This is a genomic window from Kocuria arenosa (genome assembly GCF_042879215.1).
GTDB lineage: Bacteria > Actinomycetota > Actinomycetes > Actinomycetales > Micrococcaceae > Kocuria > Kocuria arenosa.
This window is the reverse complement of sequence record NZ_JBHZTA010000005.1, coordinates 221,053-235,768: the sequence shown is the minus strand read 5'-3', so window position 1 is coordinate 235,768 and position 14,716 is coordinate 221,053. Positions and strand designations below refer to the sequence as shown.

Here is a 14,716-nt window from a genome sequence, read left to right as displayed (position 1 = left end):
GATCGCCGCGGGGCGCCGGGACCTGAGCACTCGGATGAGAACGGTTGTCCTCAGCGCGCCATGCTACCAAGCCGTCGGGACGCCGAGGACGCACCGGCCCCCCGCGGGAGTCCCCGCGGGGGGCCGGTCGGCGGGTGCCGGTCCGTCAGCGCGGTGGTTCCGAGGCGTCCATCCGGTCCCCGCGGCGCTGCCGCCGGTCCTGGGTGGTGTCCCGGATCTCCCCCACCAGCTCCTCGATGACGTCCTCGAGGAACAGCACGCCCAGGGTCTGCCCGCCGGCGTCGACCACGCGCGCCAGGTGCGAGCCCGTGCGCTGCATCGCCGCCAGCGCGTCGTCGATCTCGATGCCGGGGCGCAGGTTCGCCAGCGAGCGCACCCGGGTCACCGGCACCGGCTCGTTGTAGCGGCTCTCCGGGATCGAGAGCACGTCCTTGATGTGCAGGTAGCCGTTGAGCTCGCCGTCGTCCTCCGTGAGGGCGAACCGGGAGAAGCCGGTGCGGGCCACCGCCTTCTCGACCTCCGCGGCGGAGGCGTCCTCGGGCAGCGTCACGAGCTGGTGCAGGGGCACCATGACGTCGGCGGTGCGCTTGGACGAGAACTCGAGGGCGCCGGACAGCAGACCCGTCTGGTCCGCCACGGTGCCCTCCTTCGTGGACTCCGCCACGATGGACTGGAGCTCGTCGAGGGTGAAGGTCGAGGAGACCTCGTCCTTCGGCTCGATGCCCATGAGCTTCAGGACGTGGTTCGCCGCCCAGTTCAGCGTGGCGATGACCGGCTTGACCACGCGGGAGACGAACACGAGCGGCGGTGCGAGCAGCAGCACCGCGCGGTCCGCGGCGGACACCGACATGTTCTTCGGCACCATCTCCCCGAACACCACGTGCAGGAAGGTGACCACGAGCAGGGCCGTGAGGAACCCGCTGACATCGGCGACCTCGGCCGGCACGCCCAGGTGCTCCAGCGGGCCGGAGACGATGTGGTGCAGCGCCGGCTCGGAGATGTTGAGGATCAGCAGCGAGCACACGGTGATGCCCAGCTGGCAGCAGGCCAGCATCAGGGACACGTGCTCCATCGCGTACAGCGCCGTCCGGGCCCGCTTGTGGCCGTCCTCGGCCAGCGGCTCGATCTGGCTGCGCCGCGCGGACATGACGGCGAACTCGCCGCCCACGAAGAAGGCGTTGCCCGCCAGGAGCACCACGAGCCATGCCAGGCCTGCCCAGTCGCTCATCGTGCGTCCTCCTCTCGGGCGCCGCTCTCGCGGGCCCCTGCCGGGGCGTCCTCGGGCTCGGCCGGTGCCGGGACGAAGCGGATGCGGTCCACGCGGCGCCCCTCCATCCGGGCGACCTCGAGCACGCCGCCCTGCACGGGGACCACGTCCCCGGGCTTCGGGATCTGTCCGAGCCGGTCCATCATGAACCCGCCCATGGTCTCGTAGGCGGGACCGTCCTCGATGTCGAGCTCGGTGATCTGCTCGGAGACCTCGTCGGGGCGCATCAGTCCGGGGAAGTACCACTCGCCCGCCGCGGACTGCAGGGCGCCGAGGCTGAGCCGGTCGTGCTCGTCGGAGACCTCCCCGACCACCTCTTCCACGAGGTCCTCCAGGGTGACGACGCCGGCGGTGCCGCCCCACTCGTCGACGACGACGGCCATCTGGAGCCCGCCGGAGCGCAGCTGCACGAGCAGGGAGTCCAGGTGGACGGTCTCGGGCACGCGCAGGACGTCCTCCATGATCGCCCCGCACTCCAGGGCGGCGCGGCGCTCCGACGGCACGGCCACGGCCTTCTTGACGTGGACCACGCCGCGGACGTCGTCCGGGGAGTCGTCCATCACGGGGAAGCGGGAGTGCCCGGTGCGGGAGGCCACGGCCACGACGTCCGCGACGGACTCGTGGGAGTCGAGCATCTGCACGCGGATCCGGGGCGTCATGACGTCCGCGGCCGTGCGCTCCGCGAACGTGAGGGTCTTGGCGACGAACGCGGCGGTGCCGGCGTCCAGGGTGCCCATCTTCGCGGAGCGGCGGACCATCGAGGACAGCTCCTCCGGGGAGCGCGCGCCCGAGAGCTCCTCCTTGGCCTCCATCCCGAACAGGTGCAGGACGCGGTTGGCCACGCCGTTGAGGGTGACGACGAACGGCTTGAACACCGCGGTGAACAGGAGCTGGGGACGGGCGACCCGCCGGCCCACCCGGAACGCCTCCGCGATGGCCCAGTTCTTGGGCACGAGCTCGCCCAGCAGCATGGACAGCAGGGTGGAGATGAGCATCGACAGCGCCAGGGTCGCTCCCCCGGCCGCCGCCACGGACAGGCCGGTGAGCTCGGCGATCGGCTCCCGCAGGAAGGACTGGAGCGCGAGGTCCAGGGTGTAGCCGGTGAGCAGGGTGGTCAGGGTGATCCCGAGCTGGCAGCTGGAGAGCTGCGTGGACAGGGACTTGAGGCACTTGAGCAGTGGTTCCGCCGCACGGTCGCCCTCGGCGATCGCCCGGCGCACCGTGGTCTGGTCGAGGGCCACGAGCGAGAACTCCACGGCCACGAAGAAGCCCGTGCCGAGGATGAGGAGCAGGCCCGCCGCCAGGAGCAGCCATTCCATCAGGAGCGGCCTTCCGTGGCGTCCCGCCGTGCGCGGGCGGGGCGGTCGGGGGCCGGGCGGCCGGGGGTGGGGAGGGGGACGGTGGGTGAGCCGGCTCGGGGGCCGCGGCGGGGGACGCCGCGGCCGGGCCGGCAACTACTGAACGAGTCCATGAGAGCTCCAGGGTACCGGAGCGGGAGCCGCCGGGCGCGTGCTCACGCCCAGCTGACGGGGCGCGCCCTGCCCTCCTCGTAGCCGGAGGCCGACTGGATGCCGACCACGGCCCGGGCCGCGAACTGCTCGAGGGTCGTGGCGCCCGCGTAGGTCATGGAGCTGCGCACGCCCGCGGTGATCTGGTCCACGAGGTCCTCCACGCCGGGGCGCTCGGGGTCCAGGTACATCTTGGAGCTCGAGATGCCCTCCTCGAACAGTCCCTTGCGGGCCCGGGCGAAGGCGCCCTCGCCGCGGGTGCGCTCGCGCACGGCGCGGGTCGAGGCCATGCCGAAGCTCTCCTTGTACATGCGGCCGTCGGCGTCCACGTTCAGCTCGCCGGGGCCCTCGTGGGTGCCGGCGAACCAGGAGCCCACCATCACCTGGCTGGCCCCGGCCGCGAGCGCGAGGGCCACGTCCCGGGGGTGCTTCACGCCGCCGTCCGCCCAGACGTGCCGGCCCAGCCCGGCGGCGGCCTCGGCGCACTCGAGCACGGCGGAGAACTGCGGCCGGCCCACGGCGGTCATCATCCGGGTGGTGCACATCGCGCCGGGGCCCACGCCGACCTTCACGATGTCCGCGCCGGCGTCGACGAGGTCCTGGACGCCGTCGGCGGTGACCACGTTGCCGGCCACGACGGGCACGTCGGGGGCCGCCGCGCGGACCTGCTCGAGGGCCTCCACCATCTTGCGCTGGTGGCCGTGCGCGGTGTCCACGACGAGCACGTCCACGCCGGCGTCGAGCAGTGCCCGCGCCTTGCCGCGGACGTCCCCGTTGATCCCGACGGCGGCGCCCACCCGGAGCCGGCCCGCGCCGTCCAGCGCGGGGGTGTAGATGGTGGAGCGGACCGTGCCCTTGCGGGTCAGCACGCCCACGACCGTGTCCCCGTCGAGCACCGGCGCCACGTGGGCGCGGGACTGGGCGAGCCGGTCGTAGGCGGCGGCGAGGACGTCGTCGCCGGACCCGGCACGGACCTCCGCCAGCGAGAACACCGGGGCGTCGGTGCGCATGATCGAGCCGAGCTGCGTGAAGCGGTCCACCTCGGCGCAGTCGGCGGCGAGCACCACACCGCGGTAGGCCCGCTCCGGGCCGCAGACCACCACGGCGCCGTGGGGGCGCTTGTGCATGATGCCCAGGGCGTCGTGGACGGTGTCCTCGGCGCCGAGGACCACGGGCGTCTCGAAGCGCGGCGAGCGGTCCTTGACCCAGGACGTGACGTCCGCGATGACGTCGAGCGGGATGTCCTGCGGCAGGATGCCCAGTCCGCCGCGGCGGGCGAGCGTCTCGACCATCCGGCGCCCGGTGACGGCCGTCATGTTCGCGGCCACCAGCGGCACGGTGGCGCCCGTGCCGTCGCGCGGGGTGAGGTCGACGTCGAACCGGGAGGTGACCCGGGAGCTCGAGGGGACGAGGAAGACGTCGCTGTAGGTCAGGTCGGACGTGGGGGTGTTGAGGAATCGCACGCCCGCCAGTCTAGCCGGGGCCCGCGACACGCGCCCCGGGGGCGGGGCGGCGGACTAGCCATGCCGCCGCGCGGATCACTAGACTCGCCGGAGGTACGGCCGCGCCCGGTCGACGACCGTCCGGCAGCTCCCGGAGGCGGACGCCGCCGGCTGTCACGGGAGACGGCCGGCGACGAACACCGGCGGCGGTCCGGACGCTGCCGGGACCGACACTGTGGGGACCGGGCAGACGGCCTCCACGCGATCAACCATGGAAGAGGCGTATTCCCCGTGCCACATCAGCCACAGCACCCCATCCCTGAAGAATTCGCAGGTAACGAGTGGCTCGTCGACGAACTGTTCGAGAAGTACCGGACGGACAAGAACTCGGTGGACGAGAAGTGGTGGCCCATCTTCGAGTCGATGAGCGCGGACAGCGGCACCGCCGCGGAGCAGCCGGCCTCCGCGCAGTCCCCGGCGCCCGGGGCCGCCCAGGCCCCCGCGAAGGAGGCGGCCCCCGCGGCCTCCCCCGTCCAGCCCAAGGCCGCCGCCCAGCCCCCCGCGGCCCGGAGGACCTCCTCCGGAACCGCCGCCCGAACCGCCTCCGCCCCGACCGCCTCCGCCCGGACCGCATCCGCCCCGACGGCGAAGCCCGCGACGGCGCCGGCGCCCACCCGGTCCGGGGCCAAGGCGGAGGGCCGGCCCGAGTCCGACCACGGTGAGACCGAGGCCGCGGACGCGAAGAAGCCCATTCCGGCCCAGCCCGCCCGCGCCCGCGCCACGGCCCCCAACCACGACGCGCCGGCCGAGGACAAGGTCGTCAAGCTGCGCGGGCCCGCGAAGGCCGTGGCCGCCAACATGGACGCGTCCCTCACGGTGCCCACCGCCACGACGGTCCGCGCCGTCCCGGCGAAGCTGCTGATCGACAACCGGATCGTGATCAACAGCCACCTCGCCCGCAACCGTGGCGGCAAGGTGTCCTTCACGCACCTCATCGGCTACGCCGTGATCAAGGCGCTGGCCAACTACCCGTCCCAGAACGTCGTCTACGACGAGCAGGACGGCAAGCCCGTCGCGGTGCACCCCGCCCACGTCAACTTCGGCATCGCCATCGACATCCCGAACAAGGACGGCTCCCGCAACCTCGTGGTGCCGAACATCAAGGGCGCCGAGGCCATGTCCTTCATGCAGTTCTGGAACGCGTACGAGGACGTCGTCCGCCGCGCGCGCGCCAACGAGCTGACCATGGAGGACTACCAGGGCACCACGGTGTCCCTGACCAACCCGGGCGGCATCGGCACGGTCCACTCCGTGCCGCGGCTGTCCAAGGGGCAGGCGTGCATCGTCGGCGTCGGCGCGCTCGACCACCCCGCCGAGTACCGGGGCTCCTCCCCCAAGACCATCGCGCGGCACGCGGTCTCGAAGATCATCACGCTGACCTCGACCTACGACCACCGCGTCATCCAGGGCGCGGGCTCCGGCGAGTTCCTGCGCCTGATCGAGTCCTACCTGCTGGGCGCCGACGACTTCTACGACGAGATCTTCGAGGCCCTGCGGATCCCCTACGAGCCCGTGCGCTGGGCCGTGGACAACCAGGTCAACCCGGAGATCCAGGTCAACAAGGTCGCCCGGATCCAGCAGCTCATCCACGCGTACCGGGTCCGCGGACACCTCATGGCGGACACCAACCCGCTCGAGTACGTGATGCGCAAGCACCCGGACCTCGACATCCGCACCTACGGGCTGTCCCTGTGGGACCTGGAGCGCGAGTGGCCCACCGGGGGATTCGGCGGCGCGGACGTCCTGAGCCTGCGCACCATCCTGGGCCGGCTGCGGGACGCCTACTGCCGCACCCTCGGCGTGGAGTACATGCACCTGCAGGAGCCGGAGGAGCGCGAGTGGTTCCAGGACCAGCTCGAGCACGGGTACCAGAAGCCCAGCCGTGAGGAGCAGTTCCGCATCCTCGGCCGGCTCAACGCCGCCGAGGCGTTCGAGACGTTCCTGCAAACCAAGTACGTCGGCCAGAAGCGCTTCTCCCTCGAGGGCGGCGAGTCCCTGATCCCGCTGCTGGACGAGATCATCTCCGACGCCGCCGACGCCGGGCTCGCGGGCGTGGGCATCGCCATGGCCCACCGCGGCCGGCTCAACGTGCTCACCAACATCGCCGGCAAGTCCTACGCCCAGGTCTTCCGGGAGTTCGAGGGCAGCCAGGACCCGCGCACCACCGAGGGCTCGGGCGACGTGAAGTACCACCTCGGCACGGAGGGCTCCTTCACCTCCGACAACGGCAACGAGACCCAGGTGTACCTCGCCGCGAACCCGTCCCACCTCGAGGCCGCCGACCCGGTCATCGAGGGCATCGCCCGGGCCAAGACCGACGTCCTGGGCGCCGGCCCCGAGGGCGACGGCACGTTCCCGGTGCTGCCGATCCAGGTGCACGGCGACGCGGCCTTCGCGGGCCAGGGCGTCGTGGCCGAGGTCCTGCAGATGGCGCTGCTGCCCGGCTACACCGTGGGCGGCACCGTCCACGTCGTCGTGAACAACCAGGTGGGCTTCACCACGTCGCCCGCCGCGGCCCGGTCCACGACCTACGCGACGGACATCGCGAAGGGCCTCCAGGCGCCGATCTTCCACGTCAACGCCGACGACCCCGAGGCCGTCACCCACGTGGGCCAGATGGCGTTCGCCTACCGGCAGACCTTCCACAAGGACGTCATCATCGACCTCGTGTGCTACCGGCGGCGCGGCCACAACGAGGGCGACGACCCCTCGATGACCCAGCCGCTGATGTACAACCTCATCGAGGAGAAGCGCTCGACCCGCAAGATCTACACCGAGAACCTCGTGGGCCGCGGCGACATCACCCAGGAGGAGGCCGACCGGGCGCTGAAGGACTACCAGGAGCGGCTGGAGCGGGTCTTCGCCGAGACCCACGAGGCGCAGACCTCCTCCATCCCGCTGGTCACCGGGGACTCCGCCGCGATCTCGAACATCGAGCGGCCCTCCGCCCAGCAGGCGGACTCGGGGGTCTCGATCCCCCGCACCACGGCGATCTCCACCGAGGCCGCCGAGCGGATCGGCGCGGTGCACGTGGAGGTCCCCGAGGACTTCGCCGTGCACAAGAAGCTGCGCAAGCTGCTCGAGCGCCGAGAGGCGATGACCCGCGAGGGCGGCGTGGACTGGGGCATGGGCGAGCTCATGGCCTTCGGGTCCCTCATGATGGAGGGCATCCCGGTCCGGATGTCCGGCCAGGACGTCCGGCGCGGCACCTTCACCCAGCGCCACGCCGTGTTCTACGACTCCGACACCGGCGCGGAGTGGACCCCGCTCAACCACCTCTCCGGGAACCAGGCGCAGCTGGCGATCTACAACTCGCTGCTGTCCGAGTACGGCGTGCTGGGCTTCGAGTACGGCTACTCCGTGGAGCGGCCCGACGCCCTGACCGTGTGGGAGGCCCAGTTCGGCGACTTCGTCAACGGCGCCCAGATCATCCTGGACGAGTTCGTCTCCTCCGCGGAGCAGAAGTGGGGCCAGCGCTCGTCGCTGGTCATGCTCCTGCCGCACGGCTTCGAGGGGCAGGGCCCGGACCACTCCTCGGCCCGCATCGAGCGCTTCCTGACGCTGTGCGCCGAGAAGAACATGGTCGTGGCCAACCCCTCGACGCCGTCGAGCCACTTCCACCTGCTGCGCCGGCAGGCCTACAGCCGCCCGCGCAAGCCGCTGGTGGTGGCCACGCCGAAGCAGCTGCTGCGCCTCAAGGCGGCGGCCTCCCCGATCGAGGAGTTCACGTCCGGCGGGTTCCGCCCGGTGATCGGCGACCAGGCGGGGCTCGAGGCCTCCGAGGTCACGGACGTGGTGCTGGTCTCCGGCCGGCTCTACTACGACCTCGCCGCGGCCCGCGAGGAGCGCAAGGACCGGAGGACGGCGATCGTGCGCGTGGAGCAGCTGTACCCGCTGCCCCTCGCGGAGCTCCGGGAGGAGCTCGGCAAGTACCCCGAGGCCCGGCTCACGTGGGCGCAGGACGAGCCCGCCAACCAGGGCGCCTGGCCGTTCATGGCGGTCAACCTCGTGCCGCAGCTCGACCGGCCGGTCCGGCTGTCGTCCCGCCCCGCGTCCGCGTCCCCGGCCAACGGGTCGGCCAAGCGCCACGCGGCCGAGCTCGAGACCCTGGTGCAGACGGCCTTCGAGCGCGACTGAGCCCGTCCCGGGAGGGCGGGGGCCCGTGCCCCTGCCCTCCCGCACGTCCCCAGCGAGTCCGGCGCCGGCCCGTGCCCACGGGCCGGCGCCGCTCGTCCCCCCAGACATCCCGCACCCCCGACCAGAAAGAACGACGTGGAGCAACGAAGGATCAGAATTGTCGCAGTCGGTGACGAGCTGCTGGCCGGCGAGGGCGACCCCCGGGGCCTCGGCTGGTTCGGGCGGGTCATGGCCCGGACCCCGCACCACGTGGTCCCGGTGTCCGCCTACAACCTGGCGGCGCCCGGCGAGGGCAGCGAGTCGCTCAACGAGCGCTGGTTCGAGGAGGCGGCCCGCCGCTTCTCCCCCGGGCACGACAACCGCCTGGTCATCGCGCCCTCCACCCTGGACATCGAGCTGTCCATCACGAGTGCGCGGTCCCGGCTGAACATGGCCAACATCATCGACACCGCCTCCCAGCACAACGTGCGGGTCCTCGTCGTCGGCCCCCCGCCCACGATGGACGCCGAGCGCAACCGCCGGATCGCGGACCTCTCGGCCGCCTATGCGGACGTGACGACCCGGCGCAACCACGTCTACGTGGACACGTTCAACCCGCTGCAGCACCACGAGCAGTGGCGCAAGGACCTCGCGGCCAACCACGGCCACCCCGGCCAGGCCGGCTACGGTCTGATGGCGTGGCTCGTGCTGCACCGCGGCTGGTACGACTGGCTGGACCTGCCCGAACCCCGGTGAGCCCCGCCCGTCCCGCGTGTGAGACAATGGCGAGCAGTGCCTCGTCCGGCCGCCGCTGACATCTCCAGACCACGCGGGAACGGACGCCGACACCCACGATCCGCCGCGGGCGACCGCGGACAGACAGGAGGCTCGCATGAGCAAGCGCGGACGCAAGCGCAAGGACCGCCGCAAGGGCGGCGCCAACCACGGCAAGCGCCCCAACGCCTGAGGTCCTTCCCGGACCCCGGCGACGCCGTGACGGAAGGGCCCCGGACCGCTGACGCGGACCGGGGCCCTTCCGTGTGCCCGGGGTCCGTCCGGGTGCCCGGGGGCCCTCCGTGCGGCCGGGCGCCGTCCGCAGACCGGGGTGCCTCGTCCGGGCGGCCGGAGCCCACGCCGCTGCGCTCAGGCGGCCGGTGGGTCCTGGCGCGCCCCGTGCAGCCGGGCGAGGATGGAGACCCGCAGGTCGGCGGGCGCGGTCTCCGCGCAGGACCGCCGGACCACGGAGCGGATCACGCACTCCAGGTCGTACTCGCGGGCGCACTCCGGGCACTCGAGGAGGTGGCCGTGGATCTCGTCGAGGTCCTCCGCCGGGAGCACCCCGTCGAGGTACTCGTAGATCAGCCGGATCCTCTCGTCCGTGCAGCATCCGAGACTCTCGCAGTCGGCCATGTCTACTTGTCCTTTTCCTTCTTCTTGTCGCCGGTCACCCTGGACGTGTCGAAGCCGCGCTCGGCGGCGTAGTCGGCGAGCTTCTCGCGCAGCAGCTTCCGCCCCCGGTGCAGGCGGGACATCACCGTCCCGATCGGCGTGTCCATGATCTCGGAGATCTCCTTGTAGGCGAACCCCTCCACGTCGGAGAAGTACACCGCCAGCCGGAACTCCTCGGGCAGCTCCTGCAGGGCGCGCTTGACGTCGCTGTCCGGCAGGTGGTCCAGCGCCTCGACCTCCGCGGAGCGCAGCCCCGAGGAGGTGTGGGACTCGGCGCGGTGCAGCTGCCAGTCCTCCACGGTGTCGGTGTTCGCCTGCAGCGGCTCGCGCTGCCGCTTGCGGTACAGGTTGATGTACGTGTTCGTGAGGATGCGGTACAGCCACGCCTTGAGGTTCGTGCCGGGCTTGTACTGGTGGAACGCGGAGAAGGCCTTCGTGTAGGCCTCCTGCACGAGATCCTCGGCGTCGGCCGGGTTGCGAGCCATGCGCAGGGCGGCGGCGTAGAGCTGGTCCACGTACTCCATGGCGTCCTGCTCGAAGCGCGCCTTCCGGTCCTCGGGGGTCTCGGTCTCGACGTCGACGGGCGGCTCGGTGCGCTGGGGGGCGGCCCCCTGCTGGTTCTGCTCGTTCATCACGGACCAGTCTACGGGGACACGGGCCGGGGCCGGCTCGAGAACGCTCGTGGGGGCGGTGATGGCTGCTCCTCTCCCCCGGCCGTGCGGGTCCGCTCGCTGGACTGTGGTGGTGGCCTGCCCGTGGCGGGCCGGTCGCTGTCCTGCACAACGGGAGACACCGCCACGCCTATTCCCCACCACGGTGACGCCGTGCTCGCCCCGTGCGCGGTCCCCGTGGCTAGGATGGGACGAGCGGCGCCGTCCGCCGATCCAGACCCGCCCGACCACAGCCCCGCGGTACCGTCTGCCGCTGAGGAGGAACCCATGAGCATCGTCCGTCGCATCGCCCGCCCGCTGCTGGCCACCGGTTACGTCGCCAACGGGGTGGAGAGCTTCCGCTCCTCGTCCAGCGCCGCCCAGCACCTCGCCCCCGCGGCGTCCGCGGTCACGAAGGCCTTCCCGCAGGTCGGCCCCGCACTCCAGAACCCCGCGATGGTGGCCCAGGGGCTCGCCGCGGCGCAGGTCGGCGCGGCCGTGCTGTTCGGCCTCGGCCGGCTGCCCCGCCTCTCGGCCGGCGTCCTCGTGACCACCACGGCCCTCAACGCCTACGCCGACTACCGCGCCGCGGAGGCGAGCACGGCGGAGCAGAAGGCCGCCCGCCGCTCCACCGCGTTCAAGAACGCCTCGCTCGTGGGCGCGGTCATGCTCGCCGCCGTGGACACCGAGGGCAACCCGTCCCTGCTGTGGCGCGCCGAGCACCTCGCCGGGGACGTCCGCAAGAACGCCTCCAAGCTGGGCAAGGACACCCAGAAGCAGGTCGCGAAGGCCGAGAAGGCCCTCCAGCACGCCGTCAAGCAGGGCTAGGCCGCGGTCCCCCTGTCGTGATGCCGTCGGAGTCCTCCGCCCCCGTGGCCCGTCCCGACGCCGCGGAGCCGGCCCCGCAGCACGAGCTGTGGCCGGCTCCGTTCGTCGGTCCCCGTCCCGTCGTCGCCGAGCTGACGGTGCCGGGCTCGAAGTCCCTCACCAACCGGTACCTGCTGCTCGCCGCCCTGGCGGACGGCCCGTGCCGGCTGCGTTCGCCCCTGCACTCCCGCGACTCCCGGCTCATGGTCGACGCCCTGCGCGCCCTGGGGGCCCGCGTCGAGGAGGTGCCGGGGGAAGGAGGCTTCGGCCCCGACCTGCGCGTCGAGCCCGCCCCGTGGGACGCCACGGACCCGGTCACGGTCGAGTGCGGGCTGGCCGGGACCGTGATGCGCTTCGTGCCGCCCGTCGCCGCCCTCGCGCGGCGTCCCGTCACCTTCGACGGCGACCCGGGTGCCCGGGTGCGCCCCATGGGACCGGTGATCGACGCCCTGCGCGGGCTCGGCCTGCGCGTCGAGGACGACGGCCGCGGCCGGCTGCCCTTCACCGTGCACGGCACCGGCGGGGCGCGCGGCGGGGAGCTGGAGATCGACGCCACCGGCTCCAGCCAGTTCGTCTCCGCCCTGCTGCTCGCGGGCGCCCGCTTCGACGACGGGCTCGTGCTGCGCCACCGCGGCGCCGACGGCTCGGGCCGCGGCGTGCCGTCCATGCCGCACGTCGAGATGACCGTCGAGGTGCTGCGCGGCCTCGGGGTCTCCGTGGACGACACCGTGCCCGACGAGTGGCGGGTGGCCCCCGGGCCGGTGCGGGCCTTCGACGTGACCATCGAGCAGGACCTCTCCAACGCCGGCCCGTTCCTGGCCGCCGCGGTGGTGACCGGCGGGCGGGTCTCGGTGCCCCGCTGGCCCGCCCGCACCACCCAGGGCGGCGACCACTGGAAGCACATCCTCCCGGCCTTCGGCGCGGCCGTGGAGCTCACGGACGGGACCTTCACCGTCACGGGCCCGGACACGGTGACCGGGGTCGACCTCGACCTCGGCGCGGCGGGGGAGCTCGCGCCCACCGTCGCGGCCGTGTGCGCGGTCGCCGGCACGCCCTCGCGGCTGCGCGGCATCGCGCACCTGCGCGGCCACGAGACCGACCGGCTCGCCGCGCTCGTCACCGAGATCAACCGGCTCGGCGGCGACGCCGAGGAGACCCCGGACGGGCTGGTGATCCGGCCGGCGCCGCTGCACGGGGGGACGTTCCACAGCTACGAGGACCACCGCATGGCCACCGCCGGCGCCGTGATCGGCCTCGTGGTCCCGGACGTCCGGGTCGAGAACATCGCGACCACCGCCAAGACCCTGCCCGAGTTCCCGCGGCTGTGGGCGGAGCTCACGGGCACGAGCCGTGACGCGTAGGGACTCCGTCCGGCGCGACTGGGACGAGTCGGACGTGCGCGTCCGTCCCAGCAAGACCGGCTCCCGCCCGCGCACCAAGGAGCGGCCGGCGCACGAGGACGCGGTCACCGGCCGCATCGTCACCGTGGACCGCGGCCGCTACACCGCGATCCTCGAGGAGGACACGCCCCGGGAGCGGCTGGTCGTGGCGGTGCGCGCCAGGGAGCTGCGGCGCCGGCCCGTGGTCGCCGGCGACCTCGTGGGCCTCGTCGGCGACGTCAGCGGCGCCCCGGACTCCCTGGCCCGCCTCGTGCGGATCGAGGAGCGCTCCACCGTCCTGCGCCGCAGCGCGGACGACACCGACCCGGTCGAGCGCGTCGTGGTCGCCAACGCCGACCAGCTCGTGGTCGTCGTGGCCGCCGCCAACCCCGAGCCCCGCACCGGGTTCATCGACCGCTCCCTCGTGGCCGCCTACGACGCCGGCATCGAGCCGCTGCTGTGCATCACCAAGACCGACCTGCGGGACCCCGCCGAGCTCATCTCCCACTACACGGCCCTCGAGCTGCCCGTGCTCGTCTCCGGACCCGCCCGGGAGGTCCCGGCCGACGACGACGGGACCACGCTGCCCCTCGACCCCGCGCTCGTCGAGGGCCTGCGCGAGCGCCTCGACGGCCACGTCTCGGTGCTGCTGGGGCACTCCGGCGTGGGCAAGTCCACCCTGGTCAACGCCCTCACGGGCGCCGACCGTGCCACCGGCGGGGTGAACGCGGTGACCGGGCGGGGCCGGCACACGTCGTCGTCGGCCCTCGCCCTGAAGGTCGAGGACGCCTCCCCCGGGTCCTGGATCATCGACACCCCCGGCATCCGCTCGTTCGGCCTGGCGCACGTCGATCACGACCGGATCGTGGAGTCCTTCGACGAGCTCGCCGAGGCGATCGCCGAGTGTCCCAAGGGCTGCCGGCACACGGGCACCTCCCCCGGCTGCGCCCTGGACGCCTGGGTGGCGCAGGGCCGCGCCGGGGACGCCGGCGAGTCCCGGCTGGTCTCCCTGCGCCGTCTGCTCGGGGCCGGGGAGCGCCCCGGGGAGGCCCGCGAGGACAAGGAGCTCGGCGTCCAGTGACCCGCCGGGCCGCGTGCCACCCACCCCGGCCCGACCAGGCTCGGGACCGCGGTTCGGGGTAGGTTGGTCCAATGCGCAGCCCCAGCAACTACACCGACGACCTCCGCCTCGCCCACATCCTGGCCGACGCCGTGGACCGCCTGACCATGCGCCGGTTCAAGGCCCAGGACCTCACGGTGGAGACCAAGCCCGACCTCACCCCTGTGACGGACGCCGACCGCGAGGCCGAGCAGCTCATCCGCGCCCAGCTGGGGCGCACGCGCAACCGGGACGCCGTGATCGGCGAGGAGTACGGCGCCACCGGCAGCGGCGCCCGGCAGTGGGTCGTGGACCCCATCGACGGCACCAAGAACTTCGTGCGCGGCGTGCCGGTGTGGGCCACCCTGATCGCCCTCGTCGACGAGGGCCGGCCGGTGGTCGGTGTGGTCTCCGCGCCGGCGCTCGGCCGCCGCTGGTGGGCGGCGGCCGGTGGGGGCGCGTTCACCGGCAAGTCCCTGGCCAACGCCCAGCGCATCCACGTCTCCCAGGTCGGGCGGCTGTCCGACGCCTCGCTGTCCTACTCCTCGCTCACCGGGTGGCGGGACCGCGGTGTGCGCGACCGCTTCCTGGAGCTCACCGACGAGGTGTGGCGGACCCGGGCCTACGGCGACTTCTGGTCCTACTGCCTCCTCGCCGAGGGCGCGGTGGACGTCGCCTGCGAGCCCGAGCTCAGCCTGCACGACATGGCCGCGCTCGTGCCCGTGGTCGAGGAGGCCGGCGGCCGGTTCACGTCCCTCGAGGGCGAGCCCGGCCCGTTCGGCGGCAACGCGCTGGCCACCAACGGGCTGCTCCACGACGAGGTGCTGGGGATGCTGGCCACCGGTTCCTGAACCGCCGGTACGACGACGGGGGCCCGCA

General features: G+C 73.1%; 12 protein-coding genes. 7 read left to right on the top strand and 5 right to left on the bottom strand.

All coding sequences use genetic code 11. The features are described from left to right. Positions 1–145 precede the first annotated feature (145 nt). The 3 genes from ACFYE3_RS10935 to guaB1 all read right to left on the bottom strand — a co-directional run bounded on the left by ACFYE3_RS10935 (position 146) and on the right by guaB1 (position 4,238). The gene (locus tag ACFYE3_RS10935) at positions 146–1,228 is read right to left on the bottom strand and encodes a hemolysin family protein (RefSeq protein ID WP_387608959.1); all 1,083 of its coding nucleotides are present in this window, start codon (positions 1,226–1,228) and stop codon (positions 146–148) included. After that, positions 1,225–2,586 (bottom strand): hemolysin family protein, encoded by a 1,362-nt coding sequence (locus ACFYE3_RS10930; RefSeq protein ID WP_387608957.1) that lies wholly within the window; start codon positions 2,584–2,586, stop codon positions 1,225–1,227. Before ACFYE3_RS10930 ends, ACFYE3_RS10935 begins: the two co-directional genes overlap by 4 nt. 194 nt (positions 2,587–2,780) lie before the next feature. Continuing rightward, positions 2,781–4,238 (bottom strand): GMP reductase, encoded by a 1,458-nt coding sequence (guaB1, locus tag ACFYE3_RS10925; RefSeq protein WP_387608955.1) that lies wholly within the window; start codon positions 4,236–4,238, stop codon positions 2,781–2,783. A gap of 270 nt (positions 4,239–4,508) precedes the next feature. Between guaB1 and ACFYE3_RS10920 the strand changes: the two genes are divergently transcribed. The 3 genes from ACFYE3_RS10920 to ACFYE3_RS10910 all read left to right on the top strand — a co-directional run bounded on the left by ACFYE3_RS10920 (position 4,509) and on the right by ACFYE3_RS10910 (position 9,360). After that, positions 4,509–8,414: a multifunctional oxoglutarate decarboxylase/oxoglutarate dehydrogenase thiamine pyrophosphate-binding subunit/dihydrolipoyllysine-residue succinyltransferase subunit gene (locus ACFYE3_RS10920; RefSeq protein ID WP_387608953.1), complete on the top strand. Its 3,906-nt coding sequence runs from the start codon at positions 4,509–4,511 to the stop codon at positions 8,412–8,414. A gap of 135 nt (positions 8,415–8,549) precedes the next feature. Beyond that, entirely contained in the window at positions 8,550–9,149 is a 600-nt protein-coding gene (locus ACFYE3_RS10915; RefSeq protein ID WP_368820214.1) for a GDSL-type esterase/lipase family protein, read from the top strand. Between the two features lie 136 nt (positions 9,150–9,285). Beyond that, positions 9,286–9,360, top strand: a complete 75-nt coding sequence (locus ACFYE3_RS10910; protein WP_095343185.1) for a 50S ribosomal protein bL37 — start codon at positions 9,286–9,288, stop codon at positions 9,358–9,360. A gap of 176 nt (positions 9,361–9,536) precedes the next feature. Here the strand turns inward: ACFYE3_RS10910 and rsrA are convergent, their stop codons facing one another. Together rsrA and ACFYE3_RS10900 are read right to left on the bottom strand one after the other, a co-directional pair. Further along, on the bottom strand, positions 9,537–9,803 hold the full coding sequence (gene rsrA, locus ACFYE3_RS10905) for a mycothiol system anti-sigma-R factor (protein WP_133411264.1): 267 nt from the start codon (positions 9,801–9,803) through the stop codon (positions 9,537–9,539). A gap of 2 nt (positions 9,804–9,805) precedes the next feature. Continuing rightward, a complete protein-coding gene (locus tag ACFYE3_RS10900; protein ID WP_368831518.1) occupies positions 9,806–10,474 on the bottom strand; it encodes a sigma-70 family RNA polymerase sigma factor in 669 nt (222 codons plus the stop codon). Between the two features lie 306 nt (positions 10,475–10,780). Between ACFYE3_RS10900 and ACFYE3_RS10895 the strand changes: the two genes are divergently transcribed. The 4 genes from ACFYE3_RS10895 (at position 10,781) to hisN (ending at position 14,688) form a co-directional block, all read left to right on the top strand. Beyond that, positions 10,781–11,320 (top strand): DoxX family membrane protein, encoded by a 540-nt coding sequence (locus ACFYE3_RS10895; protein ID WP_368820217.1) that lies wholly within the window; start codon positions 10,781–10,783, stop codon positions 11,318–11,320. 20 nt (positions 11,321–11,340) lie between these two features. Further along, positions 11,341–12,720: a 3-phosphoshikimate 1-carboxyvinyltransferase gene (gene aroA / locus ACFYE3_RS10890; protein ID WP_387608950.1), complete on the top strand. Its 1,380-nt coding sequence runs from the start codon at positions 11,341–11,343 to the stop codon at positions 12,718–12,720. After that, entirely contained in the window at positions 12,710–13,819 is a 1,110-nt protein-coding gene (rsgA, locus tag ACFYE3_RS10885; protein ID WP_387608947.1) for a ribosome small subunit-dependent GTPase A, read from the top strand. The genes aroA and rsgA overlap by 11 nt, the downstream gene beginning before the upstream one ends. A gap of 71 nt (positions 13,820–13,890) precedes the next feature. Beyond that, a complete protein-coding gene (gene hisN / locus ACFYE3_RS10880) occupies positions 13,891–14,688 on the top strand; it encodes a histidinol-phosphatase (protein WP_387608945.1) in 798 nt (265 codons plus the stop codon). Positions 14,689–14,716: the final 28 nt, after the last annotated feature.

What these genes read in the sequence shown, in the direction of transcription:
- ACFYE3_RS10935 (WP_387608959.1), bottom strand. Translation starts at nt 1,228, where the DNA reads ATGAGCGACTGGGCAGGCCTGGCATGGCTCGTGGTGCTCCTGGCGGGC.
- hisN (WP_387608945.1), top strand. Translation starts at nt 13,891, where the DNA reads ATGCGCAGCCCCAGCAACTACACCGACGACCTCCGCCTCGCCCACATC.
- aroA (WP_387608950.1), top strand. Translation starts at nt 11,341, where the DNA reads ATGCCGTCGGAGTCCTCCGCCCCCGTGGCCCGTCCCGACGCCGCGGAG.
- ACFYE3_RS10895 (WP_368820217.1), top strand. Translation starts at nt 10,781, where the DNA reads ATGAGCATCGTCCGTCGCATCGCCCGCCCGCTGCTGGCCACCGGTTAC.
- rsrA (WP_133411264.1), bottom strand. Translation starts at nt 9,803, where the DNA reads ATGGCCGACTGCGAGAGTCTCGGATGCTGCACGGACGAGAGGATCCGG.
- ACFYE3_RS10900 (WP_368831518.1), bottom strand. Translation starts at nt 10,474, where the DNA reads ATGAACGAGCAGAACCAGCAGGGGGCCGCCCCCCAGCGCACCGAGCCG.
- ACFYE3_RS10930 (WP_387608957.1), bottom strand. Translation starts at nt 2,586, where the DNA reads ATGGAATGGCTGCTCCTGGCGGCGGGCCTGCTCCTCATCCTCGGCACG.